General features: G+C 74.4%; 24 protein-coding genes. 15 read left to right on the forward strand and 9 right to left on the reverse strand.

Features of this window, described 5'->3' with window-relative positions; genetic code table 11:
• Positions 1-123 precede the first annotated feature (123 nt).
• Together V6U89_RS22105 and V6U89_RS22110 are read right to left on the reverse strand one after the other, a co-directional pair.
• The gene (locus tag V6U89_RS22105; protein ID WP_088962485.1) at positions 124-534 is read right to left on the reverse strand and encodes a DUF2267 domain-containing protein; all 411 of its coding nucleotides are present in this window, start codon (positions 532-534) and stop codon (positions 124-126) included.
• Between the two features lie 261 nt (positions 535-795).
• Positions 796-1,194: an NUDIX hydrolase gene (locus tag V6U89_RS22110; protein ID WP_334573258.1), complete on the reverse strand. Its 399-nt coding sequence runs from the start codon at positions 1,192-1,194 to the stop codon at positions 796-798.
• A 123-nt stretch (positions 1,195-1,317) separates the two neighbouring features.
• Between V6U89_RS22110 and V6U89_RS22115 the strand changes: the two genes are divergently transcribed.
• Positions 1,318-1,707, forward strand: a complete 390-nt coding sequence (locus tag V6U89_RS22115) for a hypothetical protein (protein ID WP_334573259.1) — start codon at positions 1,318-1,320, stop codon at positions 1,705-1,707.
• A 6-nt stretch (positions 1,708-1,713) separates the two neighbouring features.
• Here V6U89_RS22115 and V6U89_RS22120 read toward each other — a convergent pair whose 3' ends face one another.
• The 3 genes from V6U89_RS22120 to V6U89_RS22130 all read right to left on the reverse strand — a co-directional run bounded on the left by V6U89_RS22120 (position 1,714) and on the right by V6U89_RS22130 (position 4,969).
• Positions 1,714-3,003: an MGH1-like glycoside hydrolase domain-containing protein gene (locus V6U89_RS22120; RefSeq protein ID WP_442933971.1), complete on the reverse strand. Its 1,290-nt coding sequence runs from the start codon at positions 3,001-3,003 to the stop codon at positions 1,714-1,716.
• 110 nt (positions 3,004-3,113) lie between these two features.
• A complete protein-coding gene (locus V6U89_RS22125) occupies positions 3,114-3,932 on the reverse strand; it encodes a sugar phosphate isomerase/epimerase family protein (RefSeq protein WP_334573261.1) in 819 nt (272 codons plus the stop codon).
• A complete protein-coding gene (locus V6U89_RS22130) occupies positions 3,932-4,969 on the reverse strand; it encodes a zinc-dependent alcohol dehydrogenase (protein ID WP_334573262.1) in 1,038 nt (345 codons plus the stop codon). Before V6U89_RS22130 ends, V6U89_RS22125 begins: the two co-directional genes overlap by 1 nt.
• 116 nt (positions 4,970-5,085) lie before the next feature.
• Between V6U89_RS22130 and V6U89_RS22135 the strand changes: the two genes are divergently transcribed.
• The 5 genes from V6U89_RS22135 to V6U89_RS22155 all read left to right on the forward strand — a co-directional run bounded on the left by V6U89_RS22135 (position 5,086) and on the right by V6U89_RS22155 (position 9,790).
• A complete protein-coding gene (locus tag V6U89_RS22135; RefSeq protein ID WP_334573263.1) occupies positions 5,086-6,480 on the forward strand; it encodes an ABC transporter substrate-binding protein in 1,395 nt (464 codons plus the stop codon).
• Positions 6,477-7,436 carry a carbohydrate ABC transporter permease gene (locus V6U89_RS22140; RefSeq protein ID WP_334573264.1) on the forward strand — a complete coding sequence of 320 codons (960 nt, stop codon included), beginning with the start codon at positions 6,477-6,479 and terminating at the stop codon, positions 7,434-7,436. Before V6U89_RS22135 ends, V6U89_RS22140 begins: the two co-directional genes overlap by 4 nt.
• Entirely contained in the window at positions 7,436-8,302 is an 867-nt protein-coding gene (locus V6U89_RS22145; RefSeq protein WP_334573265.1) for a carbohydrate ABC transporter permease, read from the forward strand. Before V6U89_RS22140 ends, V6U89_RS22145 begins: the two co-directional genes overlap by 1 nt.
• A gap of 227 nt (positions 8,303-8,529) precedes the next feature.
• Positions 8,530-9,144 carry a methyltransferase domain-containing protein gene (locus V6U89_RS22150; protein ID WP_334573266.1) on the forward strand — a complete coding sequence of 205 codons (615 nt, stop codon included), beginning with the start codon at positions 8,530-8,532 and terminating at the stop codon, positions 9,142-9,144.
• Positions 9,145-9,184: 40 nt separating this feature from the next.
• Positions 9,185-9,790, forward strand: coding sequence for a class I SAM-dependent methyltransferase (locus V6U89_RS22155; RefSeq protein WP_334573267.1), 606 nt, complete (start codon positions 9,185-9,187; stop codon positions 9,788-9,790).
• Positions 9,791-9,959: 169 nt separating this feature from the next.
• On the opposite strand, the gene eccB is transcribed toward V6U89_RS22155, so the two are convergent.
• Positions 9,960-11,351: a type VII secretion protein EccB gene (gene eccB / locus V6U89_RS22160; RefSeq protein ID WP_334573268.1), complete on the reverse strand. Its 1,392-nt coding sequence runs from the start codon at positions 11,349-11,351 to the stop codon at positions 9,960-9,962.
• A 145-nt stretch (positions 11,352-11,496) separates the two neighbouring features.
• Between eccB and V6U89_RS22165 the strand changes: the two genes are divergently transcribed.
• The 5 genes from V6U89_RS22165 (at position 11,497) to V6U89_RS22185 (ending at position 16,207) form a co-directional block, all read left to right on the forward strand.
• The gene (locus V6U89_RS22165) at positions 11,497-12,099 is read left to right on the forward strand and encodes a class I SAM-dependent methyltransferase (RefSeq protein WP_334573269.1); all 603 of its coding nucleotides are present in this window, start codon (positions 11,497-11,499) and stop codon (positions 12,097-12,099) included.
• A 108-nt stretch (positions 12,100-12,207) separates the two neighbouring features.
• The gene (locus V6U89_RS22170; protein WP_334573270.1) at positions 12,208-12,921 is read left to right on the forward strand and encodes a spermidine synthase; all 714 of its coding nucleotides are present in this window, start codon (positions 12,208-12,210) and stop codon (positions 12,919-12,921) included.
• Between the two features lie 79 nt (positions 12,922-13,000).
• Positions 13,001-13,180 carry a hypothetical protein gene (locus tag V6U89_RS22175; protein ID WP_334573271.1) on the forward strand — a complete coding sequence of 60 codons (180 nt, stop codon included), beginning with the start codon at positions 13,001-13,003 and terminating at the stop codon, positions 13,178-13,180.
• Positions 13,181-13,312: 132 nt separating this feature from the next.
• The gene (locus V6U89_RS22180; RefSeq protein ID WP_334573272.1) at positions 13,313-14,314 is read left to right on the forward strand and encodes a hypothetical protein; all 1,002 of its coding nucleotides are present in this window, start codon (positions 13,313-13,315) and stop codon (positions 14,312-14,314) included.
• A 210-nt stretch (positions 14,315-14,524) separates the two neighbouring features.
• Positions 14,525-16,207, forward strand: a complete 1,683-nt coding sequence (locus tag V6U89_RS22185; RefSeq protein ID WP_334573273.1) for a long-chain-fatty-acid--CoA ligase — start codon at positions 14,525-14,527, stop codon at positions 16,205-16,207.
• A 403-nt stretch (positions 16,208-16,610) separates the two neighbouring features.
• On the opposite strand, the gene V6U89_RS22190 is transcribed toward V6U89_RS22185, so the two are convergent.
• From V6U89_RS22190 to V6U89_RS22200, 3 genes are all read right to left on the reverse strand, one after another.
• Entirely contained in the window at positions 16,611-16,781 is a 171-nt protein-coding gene (locus tag V6U89_RS22190; protein ID WP_334573274.1) for a hypothetical protein, read from the reverse strand.
• 149 nt (positions 16,782-16,930) lie between these two features.
• A complete protein-coding gene (locus tag V6U89_RS22195; RefSeq protein WP_442933970.1) occupies positions 16,931-18,802 on the reverse strand; it encodes an acyl-CoA dehydrogenase in 1,872 nt (623 codons plus the stop codon).
• The gene (locus V6U89_RS22200) at positions 18,762-20,183 is read right to left on the reverse strand and encodes an ATP-binding protein (RefSeq protein WP_334573276.1); all 1,422 of its coding nucleotides are present in this window, start codon (positions 20,181-20,183) and stop codon (positions 18,762-18,764) included. Before V6U89_RS22200 ends, V6U89_RS22195 begins: the two co-directional genes overlap by 41 nt.
• Before the next feature lie 427 nt (positions 20,184-20,610).
• Between V6U89_RS22200 and V6U89_RS22205 the strand changes: the two genes are divergently transcribed.
• From V6U89_RS22205 to V6U89_RS22220, 4 genes are all read left to right on the forward strand, one after another.
• Positions 20,611-21,066 (forward strand): hypothetical protein, encoded by a 456-nt coding sequence (locus tag V6U89_RS22205; RefSeq protein ID WP_334573277.1) that lies wholly within the window; start codon positions 20,611-20,613, stop codon positions 21,064-21,066.
• An 82-nt stretch (positions 21,067-21,148) separates the two neighbouring features.
• On the forward strand, positions 21,149-21,667 hold the full coding sequence (locus V6U89_RS22210) for an ImmA/IrrE family metallo-endopeptidase (protein WP_334573278.1): 519 nt from the start codon (positions 21,149-21,151) through the stop codon (positions 21,665-21,667).
• Positions 21,664-22,938: an MAB_1171c family putative transporter gene (locus tag V6U89_RS22215; RefSeq protein WP_334573279.1), complete on the forward strand. Its 1,275-nt coding sequence runs from the start codon at positions 21,664-21,666 to the stop codon at positions 22,936-22,938. The genes V6U89_RS22210 and V6U89_RS22215 overlap by 4 nt, the downstream gene beginning before the upstream one ends.
• 82 nt (positions 22,939-23,020) lie before the next feature.
• A complete protein-coding gene (locus V6U89_RS22220) occupies positions 23,021-23,539 on the forward strand; it encodes a hypothetical protein (protein ID WP_231925460.1) in 519 nt (172 codons plus the stop codon).
• The last annotated feature ends 9 nt before the right edge of the window (positions 23,540-23,548 follow it).

Consider the following 23,548-nt stretch of genomic DNA (forward strand, 5'->3'; position numbering starts at 1 on the left):
GAGTTTCAGCCTAAGAGGATTTCAGCGAGTAAATTTCCGGCGAGAGGGGTCGCAGGCCGCGGATCTTTCGCCCCGACGGCTCACGTTATGGCAGCTCAGGCGGGGTGAGCAGTGGCGGCGACGTCACTCATCGTACGGCCGCGGTGGCGCTGGATCGACGTCCCTGGTGAAACTTTTCGGCAACTGCGCCACCAGATCCTGGAACTCGCCGACCGTGACCGCCTCGCGGAGGGTGGCGAAGACCGCCCGGACGCCGACCTGTGCGGTGGCCGGCTCGACGCCGGCCCGGTCGGCCACTCGGCGCAGGAACTCGACCGGTCCGAAGGTCTCCGCCGCGCCCGGCGTGGTCTCCGGCGGGGGCCCGGCCAGGTATGCGCTGAGCTCGTCCGGGAGCTGGGCGCTCAGGTCGTCGACCTCGCCGGCCTGGACCCGTTCGGCCACCGTCACCAGCACGGCGCGGGCGATCGCGGCGGCCCGCTCCGGCGGCAACTCCGCCCGCCGGGCGACCGCGTCGACGAAGAGGGGAAAGCGCACCGTTCCTCCTCTCGTTCCGCCGATCGGCCGCACCTCCGACCGGCGTCGCGGGTCGTCCGTCGGAAATCCGACCCTCGGCGGCCGTCCCACCGAGTCGGGAATCCGACCGCGGTTACCCGTCCCGGCGGGGCGCAAACGGCCGCCTCACCCGGCCGGTTCCGGCGCGGCTCGCGCCCGTTCCGGCGCGGCTCGCGCCCTCGGGACGAGTGGGAAACCGCCCGCCTCGGCGTCGATCTCGTGGCGCGGCACCCGCGAGGTCACTCAGGCCAGCAGGGCCCGCCGGCGCAGGTCGTCGAAGATGATCCGGTCGACCGGGGAGACCCGGTCCCGGTCGGCGTACCCGAGCCAGGCCACCTCCTCGATCTCGTGGTCCGGCCGGGGGTCGCCGTGGTGTTCGGCGATGTAGCAGGTCATCCGCACCAGCGTGCCCGCCGGGTGGCCGTGCGCCTGGGCGGTGAACGTGCCGACGTGCACGGCCGTCTCCGGGTCGATCACCACACCCAGTTCCTCGGCGATCTCGCGGGTGAGCGTCTCCCGGTCGGTCTCGCCGGGCTCGCGCTTGCCGCCGGGCAGGTACCAGACGTCCTTTCCCCGGGAGCGGGTGCTGAGGATCCGGCCGTGCGCGATCCGGATCCAGGCGATCTTGTCGATGGGGTCCATGTGCGGTCCTCCGGTGCGGGCGGGCACCCACTGTAGACGGCGTCCCCCGACGCGCCGGGTTTGGCGGTGGGGCCCGGCGGGGCAATCGGAGCGCACGGGGTGCTCCCGGAAGGAGGGGCGCGAGTGGGCTGGTGGCGCGACCGGTGGCGGCAGCGGAAGCCGCCGGAGAACGTGGCGGAACTCCTGACCAGCACGGGACTGTTCCGGGTCGCCGGCGAACAGGTGGAGCTCGGCGACCGGGAGACCGTCCGGCGGTGGCTGCGCGAGCTCGATCCCGACCTGGGGCAGCAGGTCTTCGTGCACCGGCCCTGGGGGACGGTCGCCGCGGTCAGCGACCGCCGGGATCCGGTGGCCGTGGTGATGTCGGACGCCGAGGGACGCTCCTGGGCCGCCTACGTCCCCGGCGCGGACCACCGCGAGCACCTCACGCCCGAGCAGGTCGAATCGGTGCTGCTGGCGGCGCTCACCTCGGACGGACCTCCGGCCGGCCCCGACTGGCGGCGACTGGACTGACGGCGCTCACCCCTCGGCGAGGGTGTCGAGCAGCAGCGACGCCGTCCAGCTGAACGCCGCCGAGCCGAGCCCCGCCGCGGTGTCCGGGTGGAAGTACTCGTGGCAGCCGCCCGCGGCGACCAGCGCCAGCATCGACTCGCGCAGCCCGGCGGCCAGGTCCGGCCGGTGGTGCGCCCGCAGTCCCCGCCAGAGCAGCCAGTTGGTGTTCATCCAACTGGGGCCGCGCCAGTAGCGCAGCGGCTCGAAGTCCGGCGCGGTGCGGTCGTGGGTGGGCAGCGGACGCGGCATGTGCGGGGCCAGGCCGAACCGCGCCGAGCACGCCTCGGTCAGCACCGCCCGCACCTGGCGCCCCGGCAGTTCGGGCAGGATCAGCGGCATCAGCCCGAGCACGGTACGGGCCGGCACCAGCCGGTCGGTGCGCAGGTCGCGCGGGTGGAAGGTGCCGGTGACCGGGTCGTAGAGCCGGCGGACCAGGGCCTCGGTGATCCGGGCCGCGCGGTCGCGGTGCGGGCCGGGATCGGCCCCGACCACGGCGGCGATCCGGGCCAGGGCGTGCTCCGCCGCGCCCAGCGCCGCGTTGAACAGCGGGCACTCCACCAGGAACGGATGCCACCCGGCCAACGCCTGGTCGGTGTAGCGACGGCCGCGGTAGGAGGCGACGATCGCGACGTACCGCGCGTAGTCCAGGTCCGTGGGGCGGTGCGCGGCGTCGGCGTGCGCGGTGTCGTGCCGACGGTACGCCCGCATGACGGCGGCGTCGGCCGGTACCGCCGCCATCGGCGCGTCCCAGGCCGGACTGTTGTCCAGGCCGGACTCCCAGGGGTGCACGATGGCCGCCAGCCCGGCCCCGCCGACGTCCCGCCGGCCGGTGAGGTAGCGCTGCTGGGCGACCAGCCTCGGGTACAGCCAGCGCAGCGCCCGGGCCGACGCCTCGGAGGGGGCGCGGCGGTGCACCAGCCAGGCCGCCTGGGCGTGCACCGGCGGCTGGACGATGCCGGAGGTGGCGGCGGCCGGGGCGCCCTCGGCGGCGGCGGAGCCCCAGAACTCCGGCCCGGGGAAGTACGAGCCGACCCGCAGCGCCGGGTTGAAGACGATGTGCGGCACCCGCCCGTCGGCCCACTGGGCGGCGAACAGGGTACGCAGCTCCCGCCAGGCCCGGTCCGGGCGGACGTGGGCCAGCCCGATCGCGATGAACGCCGAGTCCCAGCTCCACTGGTGCGGGTAGAGGGTGCGCGAGGGCACCGTGTGGTCGTGCTCCCAGTTGGCGTCGAGGGTGGCGACGGCCAGCCGGCGCAGGTCGGCGAGGTGCCCGGCGGGCGCCGGCGCGCCGGCCCTCGGAGCGGGGCCGCCGTCCGGGTCGTCGACGGGAGGCGCGCCGAGGCCGGACGGGCCGGTGGCGCCGGTGCTCACGCCGCCGCCTGCCGAGGCTGGGCGTGCCGGAGCACGGTCGCCGCCTGTTGCAGCGCCCGGACCGGGTCGCCGCGCAGCCGGCACTCCAGCGCCAGCCAGCCCGGGTAGCCGATGTCGCGCAGCGTGCGCAGCAGCGCCGGCCAGTCCAGGTGCCCGGCGCCGGGCTGGAACCGGTTGGAGTCGCTGACCTGCACGTGCCCCAGGTACGGCGCGGCGGCTCGGAGGGCGGCGTGCACGTCGTCCTCCTCGATGTTCATGTGGAAGGTGTCGGCGACCACCCGCACCGAGGGCAGGCCGACGGCGGCGCAGAGCGCGACCGCCTCGTCGAGCCGGTTGACCATGTGGTCCTCGTACCGGTTGAGCGGTTCCAGGAAGAGGGTGACGCCCTCGGCGCGGGCGTGCTCGCCGAGGTCGCCCAGGGCGTCGAGGAGGACCTGCCGGTCGCCGCCGGGCGGGCGGGGCGGCTCGAACGGGGGCAGCCGGCGGGAGAACATCCCCCACGCGGCGGGGGTCATCGCGCCGATCCCGCCGAGTTCGGCGATCACGGTGAGCTGGGAGCGCAGGTTGGCGACCGCGTCGCGGGAGCGCGCCGGGTCGAAGTCGCCGATGAAGTGGTCCATCTCCACGCAGACGGTGGGCATGACCACCCCCTCGGCGCGGGCCCGGCGCAGCTCCGGCAACCGGCGGGCGAGGGCGAGGTCGCCCCGGCCGCGCAGCTCGATGCCCTGGTAGCCGAGGGCGGTGGCGAGGGCGAACTTCTGGGGCAGGCTGGTGCCCGGGAGCAGTTGCTCCTGGCAGGCGATCGGGATGGACATCAGAACTCCAGCACGACTTGTAGGACGTCACCGGCACCGCGGTCGAGCAACGCGAGCGCGTCGGCCACCGCGCGGGCGTCCACGACGTGGCTCACCAGCGGCAGCGGGTCGACGCTGCCCTCGGCCACCAGGTCCATGAAGGTGTGGGCGATGCGGTCACCGGACCACCGGCCGGCCAGGCCGGGCGCCGGGGCGGGCCCGGAGACCTGGGCCGCCACCAGCTGGATCCGGTTGTGGTGGAACTCCTCGCCGAGGCCGAGCCCGTCGGCCTGGCCCTGGTAGAAGCCGCCGGCCACGACCCGGCCGGCGTGGGTGGTGGCGCGGATCGCCTCGTGCAGCGCCGGGTACGCCCCGGACAGCTCCAGGCAGACGTCCGCGCCCCGGCCGCCGGTGGCCTCGCGCAGCACGGCGGCGGCGGAGTCGACACCGGCGTCGACGGTGCGCCGGGCCCCGAGGCGGGCGGCCCGTTCCAACCGGCCGGGAACCCGGTCGACGGCGACCACCCGGGCCCCGGAGAGGCTGGCCAGCCGGGTGGCGAGCAGCCCGATGACGCCCTGCCCGAAGATCCCGACCCAGTCGCCGAGGTGCAGGTCCCCGGCGAGCACGGCGGTCAGCGCGATGGCGCCGGGGCGGGCGAAGACGGCGGCGAGCGGATTCAGCCCGGGGGCGAGCGGGTTGACGGCGCCGGCGGGGAGGACGGCCTCGGCCCGGTGTCCCCAGATGCCCCAGACGAGCTGGCCCGGATGTCGGTCGGCCACGTCGTCGGCGACCTCGATGATCTCGCCGACCTCTTCGTAGCCGAACCCGACCAGCGGGTACGGCACGGGGGTCTGCCGGGGGACGAACATCCGGCTGGCGTCGTCCCAGTCCTTGCTGAGCCGGGGGTTGCTCCCCCGGAACAGGGTGAGCTCGGTGCCGGCGGAGATGCCGGAATAGCAGGTGCGGACCCGGACCTGGCCCGGGCCGAGCGGATCGGTGGGGCAGGGCTCGAGGCTCACGCGCCGCGGCCCGGCCAGCGAGACAACCCAGTTGCCCATGGTGCCACTCCCGGGACGTACCGGGCTCAATCTTAACAAAAAATCGTTATATGTCTTGTGATTGATCAATCCAGCACGTTGAATCCCTCATGTACCCTTCGAGAGGAGTGCCACAGATGTCATCCCCTCCGATGCGGATGCTGGCCGCCACCCTGATCCTCGCAGTAACCGGGGCGAGCCTGCTGGCCTGCAGCGACGACGAGTCCAAAAGCGACAGTTCCGAAATAACCGTCTGGAGCCTTGAGGACGTGGCCGACCGGGTCACCGCCACCAAGGCGATCATCGCCGACTACACCGCCAAGACCGGCGTGAAGGTCAATCTGGTCACCGTCAACGAGGACCAGTTCCCCTCCCTCATCGCCTCCAGCGCCGCCGCCGGGGAGCTGCCCGACGTGGTCGGGTCGGTGTCGCTCGCCGGCATCCGCACCCTCGCCGGCAACGAGCTGCTGGATCCCGACGCCAACAAGGAGATCGTCGACAAGCTGGGGCGGGACACCTTCTCGCCACGGGCCCTGGAACTGACCTCCGACGACGGGAAGCAGCTCTCGGTACCCAGCGACGGATGGGGGCAGCTGCTGGTCTACCGCAAGGACCTCTTCGACGCCGCCGGGCTGCCCGCCCCCGACACGTACGAGAAGATCGCCGCCGCCGCGGCGAAGCTGAACACCGGCGGGGTCGCCGGCATCACCGCGGCCACCGCCCCGGGCGACGTCTTCACCCAGCAGACCTTCGAGCACCTGGCCCTGGCCAACAACTGCCAGCTCACCGACGACTCCGGCGCGGTCAAGCTGGACTCCCCCGAATGCGTCGAGGCGTTCCGCTTCTACGGCGACCTGATGCGCAACCACTCGGTCAAGGGTGCGCAGGACGTGGACACCACCCGGGCCACCTACTTCGCCGGCAAGGCCGCCATGCTGATCTGGTCGCCGTTCATCCTCGATGAGCTGGCCGGGCTGCGCAACGACGCCAAGCCGACCTGTCCCCAGTGCGCGAAGGATCCGAGCTGGCTGGCGAAGAACAGCGGCTTCGTCACCGCCATCAAGGGCCCGAACGGCGCCGAGCCGGCCCAGTACGGCGAGATCAGCTCCTGGGCGGTGCTGGACGAGGCCGCCGCCGAACCGGCGAAGTCCTTCGTGGAGTACCTGCTCTCCGACGGCTACCCGCGCTGGTTCGGCATGTCCCCCGAGGGGCGCTTCCCGGTCCGCAAGGGCACCGCCGACGACAAGGAGAAGTTCCTCACCGCCTGGAACACCAGCCAGGCCGGGGTGGACGCGAAGAAGCCACTCTCCGAGGTGTACGGCGACGAGGTGCTGACCGGCCTGCGCACCAGCCCGGACACCTTCCAGCGCTGGGGCCTGACCCAGGGCCAGGGCAAGCTGGTCGGCGCGATCCTGGGCGAACTGCCCGTACCCAGGGCCCTCGCGGACGTCGTCGGCGGCAAGAGCGACGCCGGTGCGGCGGCCGCCCGGGCGAAGAAGGACGTGGAGGCGATCAAGGCAGGCGTCAATTGACGACCGCCCCGCCGGAGGCCGGCCGCTCCCCCGCCCGGGAGCGGCCCGGCCCCGGCCGCCGACGCCCGCTCACGCTGCGTCGCCGGGAGTCGCGCGCCGGGCTCGCACTGGTGGCGCCGACCCTGCTCGTCGTGGTCGCGGTGATCGGCATTCCGATCGTCTGGACGGTGGTGCTGGCCTTTCAGCGGGTACGCCTGGCCACCCTGCGCAAGACCGGGCTCGTCGGTGAGCTGACGCTGAGCAACTTCGACCGGGTGCTGAACACGCCGGGGTTCGCCGACACGCTCTGGACCACCGTCGTCTATAGCCTGGGCGGCACCCTCGGGTCGATCGCGCTCGGTCTCGCGGCGGCGCTGGTGGTCCGCCGGCCGTTCCGGGGCCGGACGCTGGTCCGGGCCTCGATGCTGCTGCCGTACGTGGCGCCGGTGGTCGCGGTGGCCTTCGTCTGGCAGGTGATGCTCGACCCCCAGCTCGGCATCGTCAACGACTGGGGGCAGCGCTTCCTCGGCTGGGACGCCCCGATCCCCTTCCTGTCCCAGGACTCGACCGCCCTGGCCACGGTGATCGCGTTCGAGGCGTGGCGCTACTTCCCGTTCGCGTTCCTGTTCCTGCTGGCCCGGCTCCAGGCCGTCCCCGGCGAGCTGGAGGAGGCCGCCCGGGTGGACGGCGCCACCCCGACCCAACGGTTCCGGCACATCCTGCTGCCCCAGCTGATGCCGGTGATCGCCCTGTTGGGGGTGCTGCGGTTCATCATGACGTTCAACAAGTTCGACGACGTGTACCTGCTCACCGGCGGTTCCGCCGGCACCGAGGTGGTCAGCGTCCGGGTCTACCAGTTCCTCACCGCGCGGACCGACATCGGGGCGGCGGCGGCGCAGGCCGTCGTGCTGGCCGTGGTGCTGATCGTCTTCGTCGCGATCTACCTGCGCTTCTTCGCCGGACGCAGGGAGGCGTGATGGACCGCGACCGGATCGAGACCGTCTCGCTGCGCTGGCTGCGCCGGCTGGTGATCACCGCGTTCCTGCTGGTCACCGTGCTGCCGTTCTGGTACATGCTGGTGCTCTCGGTGCGCCCCATCGAACGGCTGCTGCTCGACCCCGGCTCGCTGTGGGTGCCGCTGGGCGAGCTCACCGTGGCCACGTACACCGAGGTGTTGAAGGCCGCCGAGGACGGCGGCCAGGGTTTCCTCACCTTCATCCGCAACAGCGGCCTGGTCGCGCTGGCCGCGACGCTGCTGACGCTGCTCGTGGCGATCCCCGGCGCGTACGCCGTCTCCCGGCTGCGGTTCTTCGGCCGCCGCCAGGTCAACGCCCTGTTCCTGGCCGTCTATCTCTTCCCGTCGATCGTCATCGCCATCCCGCTCTTCGTGGTCTTCACCCGGGCCGGGCTGCGCGGGTCCCTGTTCGGCCTGGTGCTGGTCTACATCTCGCAGACCCTGCCGGTCTCGGTCTACATGCTGAAGAACTACTTCGAGACCATCCCGATCAGCTTGGAGGAGTCCGCGGCGATCGACGGTGCCGGCCGGCTCGGCATCATCCGCCGGATCAGCCTGCCCCTGGCCGCCCCGTCGATCATGGCGGTCGCGCTCTACGACTTCATGATCGCCTGGAACGAGTTCCTCTTCGCCCTGCTCTTCCTGGTGGACAAGCCCGACCGGTGGACGGTGTCGCTGGGGCTCTCCCTGCTCGCCGACGGCGTCGAGGTGCCCAAGACCGTGCTGATGGCCGGGTCGGTGATCCTCACCCTGCCCATCGTGATCCTCTTCTTCGCCAGTGAGCGGCTGCTCACCGAGGGTCTCACCGCCGGCGCGGAGAAGGGCTGAGCGCCCGCCCACGGACGGTGGCCGACCTCCGGTCACCGTCCGTGGATCCCCCGATCACGCCTCGAATCACCTGCCAGATCGTCGTGCCGACCGGCCACGTCATCCGTAGCATCGTTCGAAAGCCCGCCCCGGCGGGTACGGGGGAGGCCGGTGGAACGCCCTGCGCGTGCCACCGGCAGGTGCGCGAGCACCGCAATCCGTATCCGCGACAGGCAAAGGGGCCGGCGATGGGTCGAGCACGGCAGGACGCTCCAACGGGCACCCAGGGTGAGGAGTACACCCGCCGGTTGCAACGCCTGGGTGGCGCGCGCTGGAAGCAGCTGCTCGATGTGCAGGCGCCGTACCGGTGGAACCTGCGGCGGCTCGGCCTGGGCCGCACCCTCGACGTGGGCTGCGGGCTCGGCCGCAACCTCGCCAACCTCGGCGGCGGCGCGGTCGGGGTCGACCACAACGCCACGTCGATCGCGCACGCCCGGGCCGCCGGGCACGAGGCGTACACGGTCGAGGAGTTCTTCCGCTCCGAGCACGCCCGCCCGGACGCCTTCGACTCGCTGCTCGCCGCCCACCTGCTGGAGCACCTCCCGGCCGGCCAGGCGCTGGAGGTGGTCTCCTCGTACCTGCCGTTCGTCCGCTCCGGCGGCACCGCCGTCTTCATCACCCCACAGGAACGCGGGTACGCCAGCGACGCCAGCCACGTCCGGTTCGTCGGGTTCGCCGAGGCGGCCGAGGCCGCCCGCGACCTCGGCATGACCGTGGTGCGGCAGTACTCGTTCCCCTTCCCCCGGGCGCTCGGCAGGCTCTTCACCTACAACGAGTTCGTCACCGTCGCCCGGCTGCCCTGACCGCCGGGCCGCCGCGCCGGGCGCCGGTTACCGTGGCGGCATGACCAACCCGACCCGCTGGGCGACCGAGACCGGCCCCGGACACTCGCAGTGGTACATCGACCGGTTCCGCAAGCTCGCCGCCGAGGGCGCCGACCTCGCCGGCGAGGCGCGCCTGGTGGACGCCATGGTCGCGCCCGCCTCGCGGATCCTGGACGCCGGCTGCGGCACCGGCCGGGTCGGCGCCGCGCTGGCCGCCCGCGGTCACCGGGTGGTCGGGGTGGACGCCGACCCGGCGCTGGTCGACGCCGCCCGGGCCGACCATCCCGGCCCGCGCTGGCTGGTCGGCGACCTGGCCGCACTGGACCTGGCCGCGGCCGGCGAGCCGGAGCCCTTCGACGCGGCCGTGGTGGCGGGCAACGTGATGGCCTTCGTCGCTCCGGGCACCGAACGGGACGTGCTGGCCCGGATCGCCGCGCACCTGCGCCCCGACGGCGTGGTGCTGGTCGGCTTCGGCACCGACCGGGGCTACCGGCTGGCGGACTTCGACGGCGACGCGGTCGCCGCCGGGCTGCGCCCCGAGCACCGCTTCGCCACCTGGGACCTGCGTCCGTGGCGCGACGACGCCGACTTCGCGGTCAGCGTGCTCCGCCGCCCCGCGCCCTGACCGCCCGCCGTCCACCCCGCGCCGTGCGGGCGCCGCCACCGCGACCGCCGCCCGCTCACGGCCTGACCTGCGCCGTGACACCTCAACCCGGCACTGCGGGCGACCGCGGGTCGGCCCGGTCGACGGTGTCCTTGCGGGCGGCGCGCTGCCGCGGCCGGCGCGGCCCGGGTCAGGCGGGGGCGGCCGCCGCCCGCGCGGCGGCCGGGTCGAGCGGGCTGCCGGCGGGCACCAGGCTGACCAGGCCGGCCGGCAGCCGGATCGGCCGCACGTCGCGGTAGCCGAGCATGCCCAGCACCTCGGTGCCGGCCAGCACGTACCGCCGGCCCAGGTCGGTGACGACGGAGACCGCCCCGCCGGTCGCTCCGGGCGCGGCGACGGACTCCACCACCGCGCCCCGGCCGGGCTCGACCACCACGTGGTCGGCGAGCACCGCGCCCCGCCCGGTGGCGGCGACGGTGCGGGCCACGGCGGTCAGGTCGGGCAGGGTGGCGCCGACGCGGACGTCGCGGACCTCACCGTCGTCGCCGACGCGCGCGCAGAGCCCGCCACCGTCCACGCCGGCCAGGCGGGGCGGCGACGCGGGCGGGGCGGTGGGGCCGCTGGGCACCAGGTCCGGCAGCTTGGGCAGGGCGGCGAACCGGCCGAGGGTGATCGGCTTCGGGTCGCCCTGACCGGTGCGGGCCATCAGCAGGGCCGCCTGCAACTCGGTGATGCCGGCGAGACCCTCGGACTCGGCGACCGCGTACTGCCGGCCGCCGCCGGAGTTGCGGACCAGGTAGACGTCGCCGACCGCGGCGCCGGAGACCCGGGCGGCGGGCCGGCCCAGCTCGGGCAGGGCCGGCGGGGCCAGGTCGGCGCCCGCGGGCAGCGTGTTGAGCAGGGCGGGCGCCACCGGCACCGCCCGCTCCCGGGTGGCGGCCAGGGCCGCCAGCACCCGGCTGGTGTCGCGCAGCAGGAAGCGTCGCTGCCGCCAGACGAGATGCAGGGTGCCGTCCGGGTGCCGGACCAGCACCCCCTCCTCGCCGGTCGGCCGCCCGCCGGTCGCCTCCCGACCGATCAGCAGCGCCGAGCGGGGCGTCGGACGCCCGGTCTCGGCCGGCACGACCGAGCAGACCGTCCACGCGGCGGTCGAGAGCCGCCCCGGGGCGGGCAGCGAGTCCGGCGCGTCGGCGATGCCCAGCGGCAGGCCCCGGGGCACCCCCTCGATGGACCGGCGGGAGACCAGCACCGTGCTGGACCGCTCGGCCCCGATGATCAGCAGCGCGGAGGCGTAGTTGAGCACCGGGTGCAGCTTGCCGTCCCGGTAGACGAACCGGGCGCCGGACTCCTTCTCGACGATCACCGCGCCCGGGTCGCGCCACTTGCTGCCACCGCCGGCGAAGAGGCCGTACAGGGCGAAGCCGCCGAGCCCGATCGCGGCCACCAGCACGCTCGCCAGACCGGCGCCGGCGAGCCGCCGGAACGGCGACCGCGCCGGGTCGGTCTCCCGCATCACCAGCGCGGCGACCGCCCGCTGCACGGTGAACTGGTACGAGTGGAGCTGGTCCTGCCGCGACGGCATGGCGTCCCTTCCGGCGAGTCGTCGGCGGACAGGATATGCGCTGCGTCGATGTCCCGGCGACCCTGCGTCGTCACGGCTCCAGGGGCGCCGTGCCGGCCAGCCCGGATGTCGCACCCCCGCTTGCCGCGTCGCGTATAACCGGACGGTGGACAGCAGTGAATGGGACGCGCGGTACGCCGCCTCGACGGAGCTGGTGTGGACCGCCGAGCCGAACCGTTTCGTGGTGGAGGCGACCGCCGACCTGCCCCCGGGTGACGCGCTCGACCTCGCCGCCGGGGAGGGGCGCAACGCGGTCTGGCTGGCCGGGCGGGGCTGGCGGGTGACCGCGGTCGACTTCTCACCGGTGGCGGTCGCGCGCGGCCGGGAGCTGGCCGCGCGCCGGGGCGTACCGGTGGACTGGCGGGTCGCGGACGTCACCGCCGACGCGCCCGAGCCCGGCCGGTACGACCTGGTGCTGGTCGCCTACCTGCACCTGCCCCCGGCCGCGCGGGCGACGGTGCTGGCCGGGGCGCGCGACGCGCTGCGGCCCGGCGGCACGGTCGTGGTGGTCGGGCACGACCGGGCCAACCTGGAGGGCGGGGTGGGCGGCCCGCGCGACCCGGCGATCCTGCTCACCCCCGAGGAGGTGACCGCCGATCTCGACGGGCTGCGGGTGCGGCGCGCGGAGACGGCCCGCCGTCCGGTGACCGTCGACGGCGACACCGTGGACGCGCTCGACACGGTGGTGGTGGCGACCCGGGCGGCGTGACCGCCGGGGTGGGGGGTCACCGCAGAGCACGCCGGCCGGTCAGGGTCGCGGGATGAGCCGGACCCGACCGGTAGCATCCCGCACGGACGGTGGCGGCGAGGAGGCCGGGTGGGCGCGCGATTCGAGGAACTGGCCTGGCGGGAGACCCCGATCGGCGAGATCAGCCTGCGCCGGCGTCGTGACCCGGCGCTCGACGTCGACGTGTACGAGGTGAAGCTCGACGACGACTTCCTGATGTCCAGCCTCTTCCCGGTGGCGGAGATCGAGCTGGCCCGGTTGGGCCTGGCCCCGCTGACCGGGGACGCCCTGGACGTGGTCGTCGGCGGCCTCGGCCTCGGGTACACCGCGCGGACCGCGTTGGAGGACCCCCGGGTGCGCTCGCTGGTGGTGGTCGAGGCGATCGAGGACGTCATCGACTGGCACCGCCGGCAGCTGTTCCCGTTCGCCGCCGGGCTGGCGCCCGACCCGCGTACCCGGTTCGTGCGGGCCGACTTCTTCGCCGCCGTCGCCGGCGGCACCGGCCTCGACCCGGCGGATCCGGACCGCCGGTTCCACGCCGTGCTGCTGGACGTGGACCACTCGCCGCGGCACGTCCTGCACCCCAGCCACGCCCCTTTCTACCGGGCGGACGGGCTGCACCGGCTGGCGGACCTGCTGCACCCGGACGGGGTGTTCGCCCTCTGGTCGGACGACCCGCCGGACGAGGAGTTCGGCCGGGTGCTGGCCGAGGTGTTCCCGACCTCGCAGGCGCACGTCGTCCGCTTCGCCAACCCGCTCACCGGCGGCGAGAGCGCCAACACCGTCTACGTGGCCCGACGCTGACCGACGTTTCCGGATCCGGCTCCGGCATGTCCGGCCGGTCAGGGGGAAGGCGTCCGGACAGTCGATCAGGGAGGCGAAGATGCGGACCGTGCTCTGGATCGTCGGCATCGTCGGCGGCGCGCTCGTGCTGCTGGGGCTGCTCCTCGAGGCCGTCCGCTGGTTGGTGATCATCGGGGCGATCGCGCTGGTGGTGGTGATCGTGCTGGCGTTCGTGCGGGGCCGGCAGCTGATGCGGCAGCACTCCCCCGGTCGCCGATAAGCGACGGCCGCGGGCGCGGGCGGGAACGCGAACGGGTTGTCAGGTATCGGACAGATCGCAACCCGATGTGGTCGTCGACGGTTTCCCCGTCACATCGTCCGGGGCACCCGGACCGACCACGGGGAGATACCGATGACCCACCTCGCTCGACGCAGGATGCTGGCGGCGGCCACCGCCGGGCTGCTGTCCGCCGCGATCGGCGTCGCCACCGCGCCGGCGGCCGCCGCGCCACGGACGGCCAGCGCCAGCGCCTGCAAGCTGTCCACCCTGCCCTACCCCGCCGATGTCTACCGCGCCGACGCGCGGGCCATCGACCGGACCGGCCGGTTCATCGCCGGCACCGCCCTGCGGGTCGGCGAGGAGAGCAACCAGGCCCTCCTGCTGGTGTGGGACCGCGGGCGGCTCACCACCATCGAGTCATCGCTCGCCGAGAACGTGGCGGACGTCAACACCGCCGGCACGGTGGTCGGCAGCGGCTGGGTCGACGCCAAGATCCGGCCGTGGATTCTGCGCGACGGCGCCGTCGCACTCCTCCCGTCGCCGCCCGGCGGCGCGGAGCCGACGGCGATCAACGGGACGGGAGACATCGTCGGTGTGGGGGTGGACCCGGACACCTTCGACCCCTTCCCGCTGCGCTGGCCGGCCGCCCGGCCCGGCACGTTCGAGGTGCTCGACCTTCCGGCCAACGCCGTGCCGCAGGGCATCACCGAGGACGGCACCATCGTCGGCACCGCCGGCGACTTCGCGGCGTGGACCGGCTGGGTGCGATACCCGGACGGACGCGTCCGGACCCTCACCGTGCCGGGGGCCCGCACCACCATCGTCTACGCGGCGCAGGGCCACTGGGCGATCGGTCGGGCCAACCTCGGGGACGGCAACCAGGTGAAGGTGCGCTGGGACCTGCGCGACGGCTCCTGGTCGCGACTCGCCGACGAGCTGCCGTTGGTGACCGACGTCAACAAGCGCGGGACGGTGGTCGGCGGCGACCGGATCGCCCGCGGCGGCGGCTCCCGCCTGCTGCCCGGGGGCGGAGCAGGGGTCGGCGTCGGCGCGCAGGCCATCTCGGACACCGGCACGGTGGTCGGCTTCCGCAACGACGGCCGGGTGACGCCGGTGCGCTGGACCGGCTGCTGACCGACCGGCGGGCGCCGGTCGGACCGTCGGCGGCGCGGGTGTCCCGCCCGCGCCGTCGGCGGCGGCCCGACCGGGACCCGCAACCGAGCCGAGCGCCGAGGAACCATACCTACGGGGGCGTAGGTTACTGGTAGGTAGGTTAGGCTGAACACGGATGCGCCCCGTCGTGATCGACCGGGCGGACCGTCGTGCCCAGCGAGGGGAGACCCGATGGACCTGACCACCGAGCGGCCCTGGCTGCGCAGCTACGCCCCCGACGTGCCGGCGACCATCGCGCCGTCGGAGGAGTCCCTGGTCGACCTGCTGCGCGCGGCGGCCGGCCGGTTCGGTTCCCGGGTCGCGCTGGACTTCTTCGGGTCCACCACCACCTACGCCGAGCTCGACGCGCAGGTGGCCCGGGCGGCGGAGGCGCTGCGCCGGCTCGGCGTCGGCGCGGGTGACCGGGTGGCCCTGGTGCTGCCGAACTGTCCGCAGCACGTCATCGCCTTCTACGCCGCGCTGCGCCTCGGCGCGGTGGTGGTCGAGCACAACCCGCTCTACACCCCGCAGGAGCTGGCCCACCAGCTCGCCGACCACGGCGCCCGGGTCGCCGTGGTCTGGGACAAGGCGGCGCCGCAGGTGCGGGGTGCGGGCGCGGTGGAGACGGTGGTCGCGGTGGACCTCACCCGCGCGCTGCCCCGGGCGAAGCGCTGGGCGCTGCGGCTGCCGCTGGCGAAGGCGCGGGCCGCCCGGGCGGCGATGACGGCTGCGGCGCCGGGCACGCTGAGCTGGGACGACCTGCTGGCCGCCGCGCCGCCGCTGCCCGCCGAGCACCCCGCGCCCGGCCCGGACGACACCGCGCTGCTGCAGTACACCGGCGGCACCACCGGCATCCCGAAGGGCGCCGTGCTGACCCACCGCAACCTGCGCGCCAACGCCGCGCAGGGCCGCGCCTGGGTGCCGGGGCTGCGCGACGGCGAGGAGACGGTGTACGCCGTCCTGCCGCTGTTCCACGCGTACGGGCTGACGCTCTGCCTGACCTTCTCGGTGAGCATCGGCGCCACCCTGGTGCTGCTGCCCCGCTTCGACGTCGACCAGGTGCTCGACGCGGTCCGCCGCCGCCCGCCGACGTTCCTGCCCGCCGTCCCGCCGATCTACGAGAAGCTGGCCACCGCCGCCCGCGAGCGCGGCGTCGACCTCACCTCCGTCCGGTACGCCATCTCCGGCGCGATGGCCCTGCCGCCGTCCACGGTCCAGCTCTGGGAGTCGGTCACCGGCGGGCTGCTGGTCGAGGGGTACGGCATGACCGAGACCTCCCCGGTGGCGCTGGGCAACCCGGTCTCGCCCGCCCGCCGGCCGGGCACCGTCGGGGTGCCGTTCCCGTCCACCGAGGTCCGCATCGTCGACCCCGAGGACCCGTCGGTCGACCGGGGCCCCGGCGAGGCCGGGGAGCTGCTGATCCGGGGCCCGCAGGTGTTCGCCGGCTACTGGAACCGCCCGGAGGAGACCGCGGCGGTGCTGCTGCCGGGCGGCTGGCTGCGTACCGGGGACGTGGTGGTGATGGACCCGGACGGCTTCGTCACCGTGGTCGACCGGATCAAGGAACTGATCATCACCGGCGGCTTCAACGTCTACCCGTCCGAGGTGGAGGACGCGCTGCGCCGGGTGCCCGGGGTGGCCGACGCCGCCGCGGTGGGGCTGCCCGACGAGCACGGCGGCGAGGAGGTCGTCGCGGCGGTGGTGCTGCACGAGGACTGCACGGCCGATCCGGAGAGCCTGCGCACGTCCTGCCGGCAGCACCTGACGGCGTACAAGGTGCCGCGCCGGGTGCTGGTGGTCGAGGAGCTGCCCCGTTCGCAGATCGGCAAGATCCTGCGTCGCGAGGTCCGCGACCGGCTGCTCGCGCAGGACTGAGCCGGGCGAGGCAGGGACGCGCCGTCAGCGGACGGGCGGCCCCAGGCGCAGGATGCGGCGGGCCCGCCGCCGGTCGAGCCAGTGCGGGGCCGGCGGGTCGTTCGGCGTGGCCTCCCCGACCAGAGGTCTACCAGGACCGCGGTCCAGAATCCGAGGGCGCTGACGAGGTGGCGCGCCGTCCGGGCTCCGGCGCTCCAGGCGGCAGGACAACTCGGCCACGCCGTCCAGGCCGTCTCAGACGAGCCGCCGGCTGCGTACCTTGGGACGCTCGTCGCGCAGGTGACCCAGCTTGTGCTGGCGGACCTGCTCGTCCCAGACCGCCTGGTCGTAGTCCGGGTCTGGGGGGATCCACCGGTGCGAGCCGTCGCTGTGGTGGAACCTCTCGTCGCCGACCCAAGATTGCTCACCGCAGCCAACCGAGGAAACGCCGGTGCAGCGTGCCGGCCGGCGCCCAGGTCAGATCCAACGACACGGGGGCATCCGCGAACTCCGCCCGCAGCTCCCGCCGGCGGGCAGCGGCGGCCGGCGAGGTCGAAGCGCTCCAACTGCCCGCGCGGACGTTCGTGCACACCATCGAGCGGACCTACCTCGCCAGCAGCGTGCCGGTCGAGACAGCGGACATCGTGCTGCCGGGCGGCCGGTACGACCTCGTCTACCGGATCCCCATCGACTGAGGCCCCAGGTCGGCCAGTCAGGTGAGGTGACGTCTGGCCGGCGCCGATGTCAGAACCAGCTCTCCTGCATGTCCGACGTGGTGCGGTCCAGGCTGTCCAGCAGGTCGAACTGCGCCGCCGTCCGGGGCAGCTCGTACCGGAAGAAGTACCGGGCCGCCTGCCGCTTGCCGGCGTAGAAGTCCGGGTCGGCGCTCGGGGGCGCGGCGTCCACGACAAGCAGCTGCTCCAGCCACATCCAGGCGACCACCACGTGCCCGACGGCCTCCAGGTAGAGGCTGGCGTTGGCCAGGGCGAGCGCGGGGTCACCGGTGGCCCACAGCCGGCGGGTGGTGCCGGCGATCCGGTCGACCGCGGCACCGAGCTGGGCGGCCAGCTCGGCGGCCTCCCCGTCGGCCTTCCAGGCCCGGCTCACCGTCGCGGAGATCGTCTCCAGCAGCAGGGACAGCCCCGCTCCGCCGTCCATGGTCGCCTTGCGGCCGAGCAGGTCCAGCGCCTGGATGCCGTGCGTACCCTCGTGGATCGGGTTGAGCCGGTTGTCCCGCCAGTGCTGCTCGACGTCGTAGTCGCGGGTGTAGCCGTAGCCGCCGTGCACCTGGATGGCCAGGTCGTTGGCGGCCAGGCACCACTGCGACGGCCAGCTCTTGGTGATCGGGGTGAGCATGTCCAGCAGCAGGTGCGCCCGGGCCCGGTCGGCCGGGTCGGGGGCGGTCTTCTCCTCGTCCAGCAGCCGCCCGCAGTAGAGCACCAGCGCGAGGGCGCCCTCCACGTAGCTCTTCTGGGCCAGCAGCATCCGGCGCACGTCGGGATGCGCGACGATCGGCACCTGCGGCACCGTCGGGTCCTTGTCGGCGACCGGCCGGCCCTGCGGGCGCTGCCGGGCGTACGCCAGGGACTTCAGGTAGCCGGTGTAGCCGAGCGCGGTCGCGCCGGCCCCGACGCCGATGCGCGCCTCGTTCATCATGTGGAACATCTGGGTCAGGCCCTGGTGGGGCTCGCCTACCAGGTAGCCGACCGCCCCGGGGCGCCCCTCCGGCCGGTGCACGCCCTCGCCGAAGTTGAGCAGGGTGTTGGTGGTCCCCCGGTACCCCATCTTGTGGTTGAGGCCGACCAGCACCACGTCGTTGCGGGCGCCGAGCGTGCCGTCCGGACCGACCAGCACCTTCGGCACGATGAACAGCGAGATGCCCTTCACCCCGGGCGGGCCGCCGGGGATCCGGGCGAGCACCAGGTGGACGATGTTCTCGGCCAGTTCGTGGTCGCCCCCGGAGATCCACATCTTGGTGCCGAAGAGCCGGTGGCTGCCGTCGTCCTGCGGCTCGGCGCGGGTGGTGATGTCGGCCAGCGAGCTGCCGGCCTGCGGCTCGGACAGGCACATGGTGCCGAAGAACCGGCCCTCGACCATCGGCCGGACGAAGGTGTCGACCTGGGCGGCGCTGCCGTGGGCGAGCAGCAGGTTGGCGTTGCCCAGGGTCAGGAACGGGTACGCCGCGGTGCTCACGTTCGCGGCCTGGAGGAAGCCGAACGCGGCGGCGGAGACGACGTGCGGCAGCTGCAGCCCGCCGACGCTCTCGTCCATGCTGGCGCCGAGCAACCCGGTGCCGGCGAAGATCTCCAGCGCGGCCTTGACCTGCGGGATCATGCGGACCCGCCCGCCGTCGACGACGGGCTCGCTGGTGTCCGCGGCCCGGTTGTGCGGGGCGAAGTGCTCGGCGGCGACCCGTTCGGCGAGGTCGAGCACGTCGTCGAAGGTCTCCCGGGAGTGCTCCGCGTAGCGGGGGCGCTCGGTCAGCCGGGGCGCGTCCAGCCACTCGTAGAGCAGGAAGCGCAGGTCACGACGGGACAGCAGGGTGGACGACACGGATCTCCTTCCGTCGTACGCCTCAACCGAGCCGCAGCCCGGCGATGGCGTCACGGAGTTCATCCTGGCTGATCGGGGCGGCCGGCGCACCTTCCGTGGCCTCGCGCATCGCTTTGGCGAGTTGCACCCGGCGCAGCACCTCGCGGAGGTCCGCGCCGGTGAGTCCCGCGGTGAGCGCGGCCAGCCCGCGCGGGTCGACGTCGTCGGCGAACATCCGGAAGCCGGGGCGCTCGTGCCGGTCGATCAGCTCGCGGACCATCTTGGCGATGATCTCGGCGCGGCCGGCCTCGTCGGGCGCCGGGATGGCCAGCTTGACGTCGAAGCGCCCGGAGCGGGTCAGCGAGGCGTCGACCCGGTGCGGGAAGTTGGTGGTGGCCACCACGATGACGTCCGGGTTCTCCTCGATGAGGGTGTTCATCTCCTGCTTGAAGATGCCGGCGACCGCGTTGACGGCCTGGCTCGCGGCGTCCCCGCCCGCGCCGGCGTAGCTGATGATGCTGTCGAACTCGTCGAAGAGCATCACCGTGGGCTGCCGGTAGCCGCGCGCCTCGCGGAAGATCTGCTTGATGTTGCGCTCGGAGCCGCCGAGGTACTTGTCGAGGATCTCCGGGGTGCGGATCTCCCGGAAGTCGGCGCCGATCTCGTTGGCCAGCGCGCGGGCCAGCATGGTCTTGCCGGTGCCGGGCGGGCCGTACAGCAGGATGCCCTGCGGGCGGCGCGCGCCCCAGCGGGCCATCACCTGGGGGTGCCGGAACGACACGGCGATCTCCCGGAACCGGGCCACCACCTCGTCGAGACCGCCGACCTGGTCGAGGGTCACCGCCGCGCTGCCCGGCGGCGTCACGGCCGGTTCCGGCCGGACCCCGAGGGTGTACGCCCGGCCGCGCAGCACCGCCGGTTCCGAGGTGTCGCCGGCCAGCTCGCGGACGGCTTGGAGCACCAGGGCGACCATCGCCGTCAGGTGCGCCGGGGTGACGTCGGCGCTGGGCGTCGCGCCGCGCACGGTGACCAGCCGCCCGCCGGGCTCGGCGTGGTGGCTGATCTCGGGGTGCAGCCCCAGCTCGCGGGCGCGGTCGAGCACGGCCGCCCCGGCGGCGTCGGGTGGCGGCGCGGCGGGCGCGGGCGGGCGGAACCCGAGCCGGCGGGAGGCCCCGGCGGCCACCCGGCCGGCGGCGGCGGCCACCCGGTCGGCGCGGGGATCGCCGGCGGCCAGCTTCTGGGCCAGCAGCATCCCGGCCGGGCCGGCCAGGCCGAGCGCGAGCAGCCCGACCGCCGTGGCCGGCACGCCGGCCCGTACCGAGGCGTCGAACCGGTGCTCCCCCGCCTCGACGCGCACCGTGAACCGCACCCGGCGCACCGGGTCGGGAAAGGTGGCGTCGGCCAGCAGCGCGACGGGACCGGCGACGGCCGCCGCGAGCAGGGCGGCCGGGTCGACGAGGGTCACCCGGGCGCCGACCCAGCGTCACGGTCTCGGTGTCCGGCCGGAGTGCGTACCCGTGTCCCGTCATGCGTCCACGTCCCTCGCCGCTGGGGTCCCCCGCCGGCAAGTCTGACACCCGGCCACCTCGGCTGCCACCAGGCGGACGTCGTGGGCAGGGGTGCGGCACGGCGTACCGCACCCCTGCGGCGGCGGGCCCGAGCCCGGCCGCCCGCGTCCCATGGTGATTCCGACGGACCCCCGATGGCGCATGGCTGCGCGCTCCCGTCGAACCTGCCAGGACGCCCCTGGCATTGGGCGGTGCCATGATCACACCAAAGTGTCCACTCCCGGTGCCAGGGGTGGTAATGCTATACATACTCGCGATAGCGGCGTCAACAGTCGGTGCCACCGTCCCCGGCCGGTGGCATCGCGCGTGTGCGGAGGAGTCCCCTTGCCCCAGGTCACCGAGCCGCACGACGACTCCTTCGCCGCCCGCCTGGACCGGCTCTTCCGGACGGTGACCGACCCGCAGGGCCGGCCGTACAGCGTCCGGCACGTGGCCCAGGAGCTGACCCGGCGCGGCTGCCGGATATCGCACACCCACCTGAGCAACCTGCGGCAGGGGCGCGCGCCGGACCCGCGGCAGTCGGTGGTGGACGCCATCGCCGCCTTCTTCGGCCAGCCGTCGAGCTGCTTCGCGCACGGTCAGGACGACGTGGACGGTGGGCGCGACCTCGCGCACGCCCTGGCCAACCCGCACATCAAGCAGGTGGCCATGCGGCTGGCCGACGCCCGGCTCTCCCCCGAGGGCCACGCCGCCGTGGTGGCCATGATCGAGCAGGTGGAACGCCTGGAGGCCGCCGCCCGCGCCCGCCGCTCCAACGAGCGGCCGGCGGAGGCGAGGTGAGGACGGCGCGGGTCACCGGCGGTGGCGGCGACCGGCTGCGGGCGCCGCGGGACGGGTACGCCCACCACCCGGCGCCGGCCCGATGATCCGGCGACGACGGGCGGCAGGCGAGGAGCAGCTGCGGCAGCTGCGCCGCCAGTCCGAGCAGGCCCTGGACGCGCTCGGACTGACCGGCGGCTTCACCTTCGGCGAGCTGCACGAACGGGTGGAACGGCGCCGCGGCCGGCCGGTGCACCTCATTCCCCGCGAGCTGCCCGCGCTGGCCCCGCACGGGCTCTGGGTGGCCGGCGAGCACGCCGACTACATCTTCTACGCCGCCAACGCCAGCCCGGTGCGCCAGCGCCTGATCATCGGGCACGAGTACGGGCACGCCCTCTTCGACGACGCCTCCCCGGCGTCCGGGCCGGACCGGGCCGCGGCCGCGCCGGCCCCGCTGGCCCGCAGCTCGTACGACGTGCCGCAGGAGCGGCGGGCGGAGATCTTCGGCAGCCTCGCCGTGCAGCGCGCGGAGAGCTGGTCGGAGATACCGGTCACCGCCCCGGCCGACATCGCCCTCGCCGACCGGCTCGCCGCCGCCCTCGAAGGACGCCGCCACCCGTGATCAGCCTCGTCCGTGACCTGATGATCGGCGTGACGCTGACCTGCTGGGTGATGAGCCTCTACAAGCTGCGCGACCTGGCCCGCAACCCGCGCTACCGGCCGCTGCGCGCGCTCTGCCTGGCCCTGGTCGGCATCACGGTGTCGCTGACCATCCAGCCGTTCATGCCGGCCCTGGACCGGGCGCTCGGCGTGCTCGACCTGGCCCGGCTGCTGTCCAACTGCCTCACCCTGGTCTCGGCCACCGCCGCGCAGGCCTTCCTGCTGCACATGACCGGGGACGACGAGCGCACCCGCCGCCGGGTCCGCCGCCGCACCGTCGCGCTGCTGGTCAGCATCGCCGCGATCGCGGTGCTCTTCGCGCTGACCCCGGCGCGGACGGCCCTGGACGACCCGCGGGTGGCCAGCGGCCGGTACTACGGCGACCCGTTCGACGCCCCCTTCCTCTACGTCTACCTGACCTACCTGGGCTGGTCGATGACGCAGGTGGTGGCCCTGGCCCACCGGTACGCGCGGCAGGCCGGCCGGCCGCTGCTCCGCCTCGGTCTGCGACTGATCGTGGCGGGCGCCGCCTGGGGCCTGGTGTACGTGCTGGGCAAGCTGACCGCGGTGGCCGTCGGCGCGCTCTGGCCCGGCTCCGCGCTCGTCTCCGACGCGGTGGTGGTGTTCAGCTTCACCGTCTCCATCCTGCTCATCCTGATCGGCTCGACCCTGCCGTCCTGGGGGCCGCTGGTCGGTCTCGACCGGCTCGGCGCGCGGCTGGGGGCCGTCGTCGACCATCACCGGCTGCGTCCGCTCCAGGCGGCGGTGCACCGGGTGCTGCCGGAGCTCGCGCTGCTGCCCGAGCCGCGCGGACCCGCCGGGCTGCTGGCGGTGCTGCGCGACCCGTACCTGCGCCGGGTCCGCGCCACCGTGGAGATCCTCGACGGGTACGCCACCCTGCGTCCCTGGATGTCGGCCGCGCTGCTGCGCGCCGCCGAGGCGGCCGGCCGCCGGGCCGGTTGGAGCGGTGAACGGCTCACCGCCGCCGCCGAGGCGACCGTGCTGGCCGCCGCGCTGCAGGCGCGGGCCGCCGGGGCGCCGCCGGCCGCCGACCACGAGGAGCTGCCCGACCTGCCGGCCGGGGGCACCGACGGCGGGGAGGCCGCGGAGCAGGTCGCCTGGCTCGTCCGGGTGGCGAGGGCCTACCGTTCCCCGGAGGTCACCCGGTTGCGGGCCGGGCTGGACCCGGCGACCGGCGCCGAGAACAGGGAGAAGGAACAGCGTGTCCAGTGAGACCAGGATCGTCGCGCCCGCCGGCCCCGGCGTCGCGCGGATCGTCACCGAGGCGTTCGCCCCGGCCGTGTGGGCGGCGGCGATGCCGGTGGTCGTGGCGCTGCACGCCACCGCACCGGCCTGGCTGACCGGCCTCGGCTGGGCGCTGCTGGCGATGCTGTTCAGCGCGGTGGTGCCGTACGGGATCATCTGGCTCGGGGTGCGGCGCGGCCGGCTCACCGACCACCACATCGGGGTACGCGAGCAGCGGCGCGGGCCACTGGTCGGCGGCCTGCTGTCGGTGCTGGCGGGTATCGCGGCGCTGGTCCTGCTCGGGGCGCCCCGGGCGCTGGTGGCGATGGTGGTGGTGATGTTCGCGGTGCTGCTCGTGGTCACCGCGGTCAACCAGGTCTGGAAGCTCAGCGCGCACGCGGCCGTCGCCGCCGGGGCGGTCGGGGTGCTGGTGGTCGTCTTCGGGCCGGCGCTGCTGGTGGCGTTCGGGCTGGTGGCCCTGATCGGCTGGTCCCGGGTGCGGCTGGGTGACCACACCACCGCCCAGGTGCTCGCCGGCGGCGTGGCCGGCGTGCTGGTCGGGGTGCCGACGTACCTGCTGCTCGGCTAGGTCTCCGGT

It is taken from the genome of Micromonospora sp. CPCC 206171 (assembly GCF_036906755.1).
Classification (GTDB): domain Bacteria; phylum Actinomycetota; class Actinomycetes; order Mycobacteriales; family Micromonosporaceae; genus Micromonospora; species Micromonospora purpureochromogenes.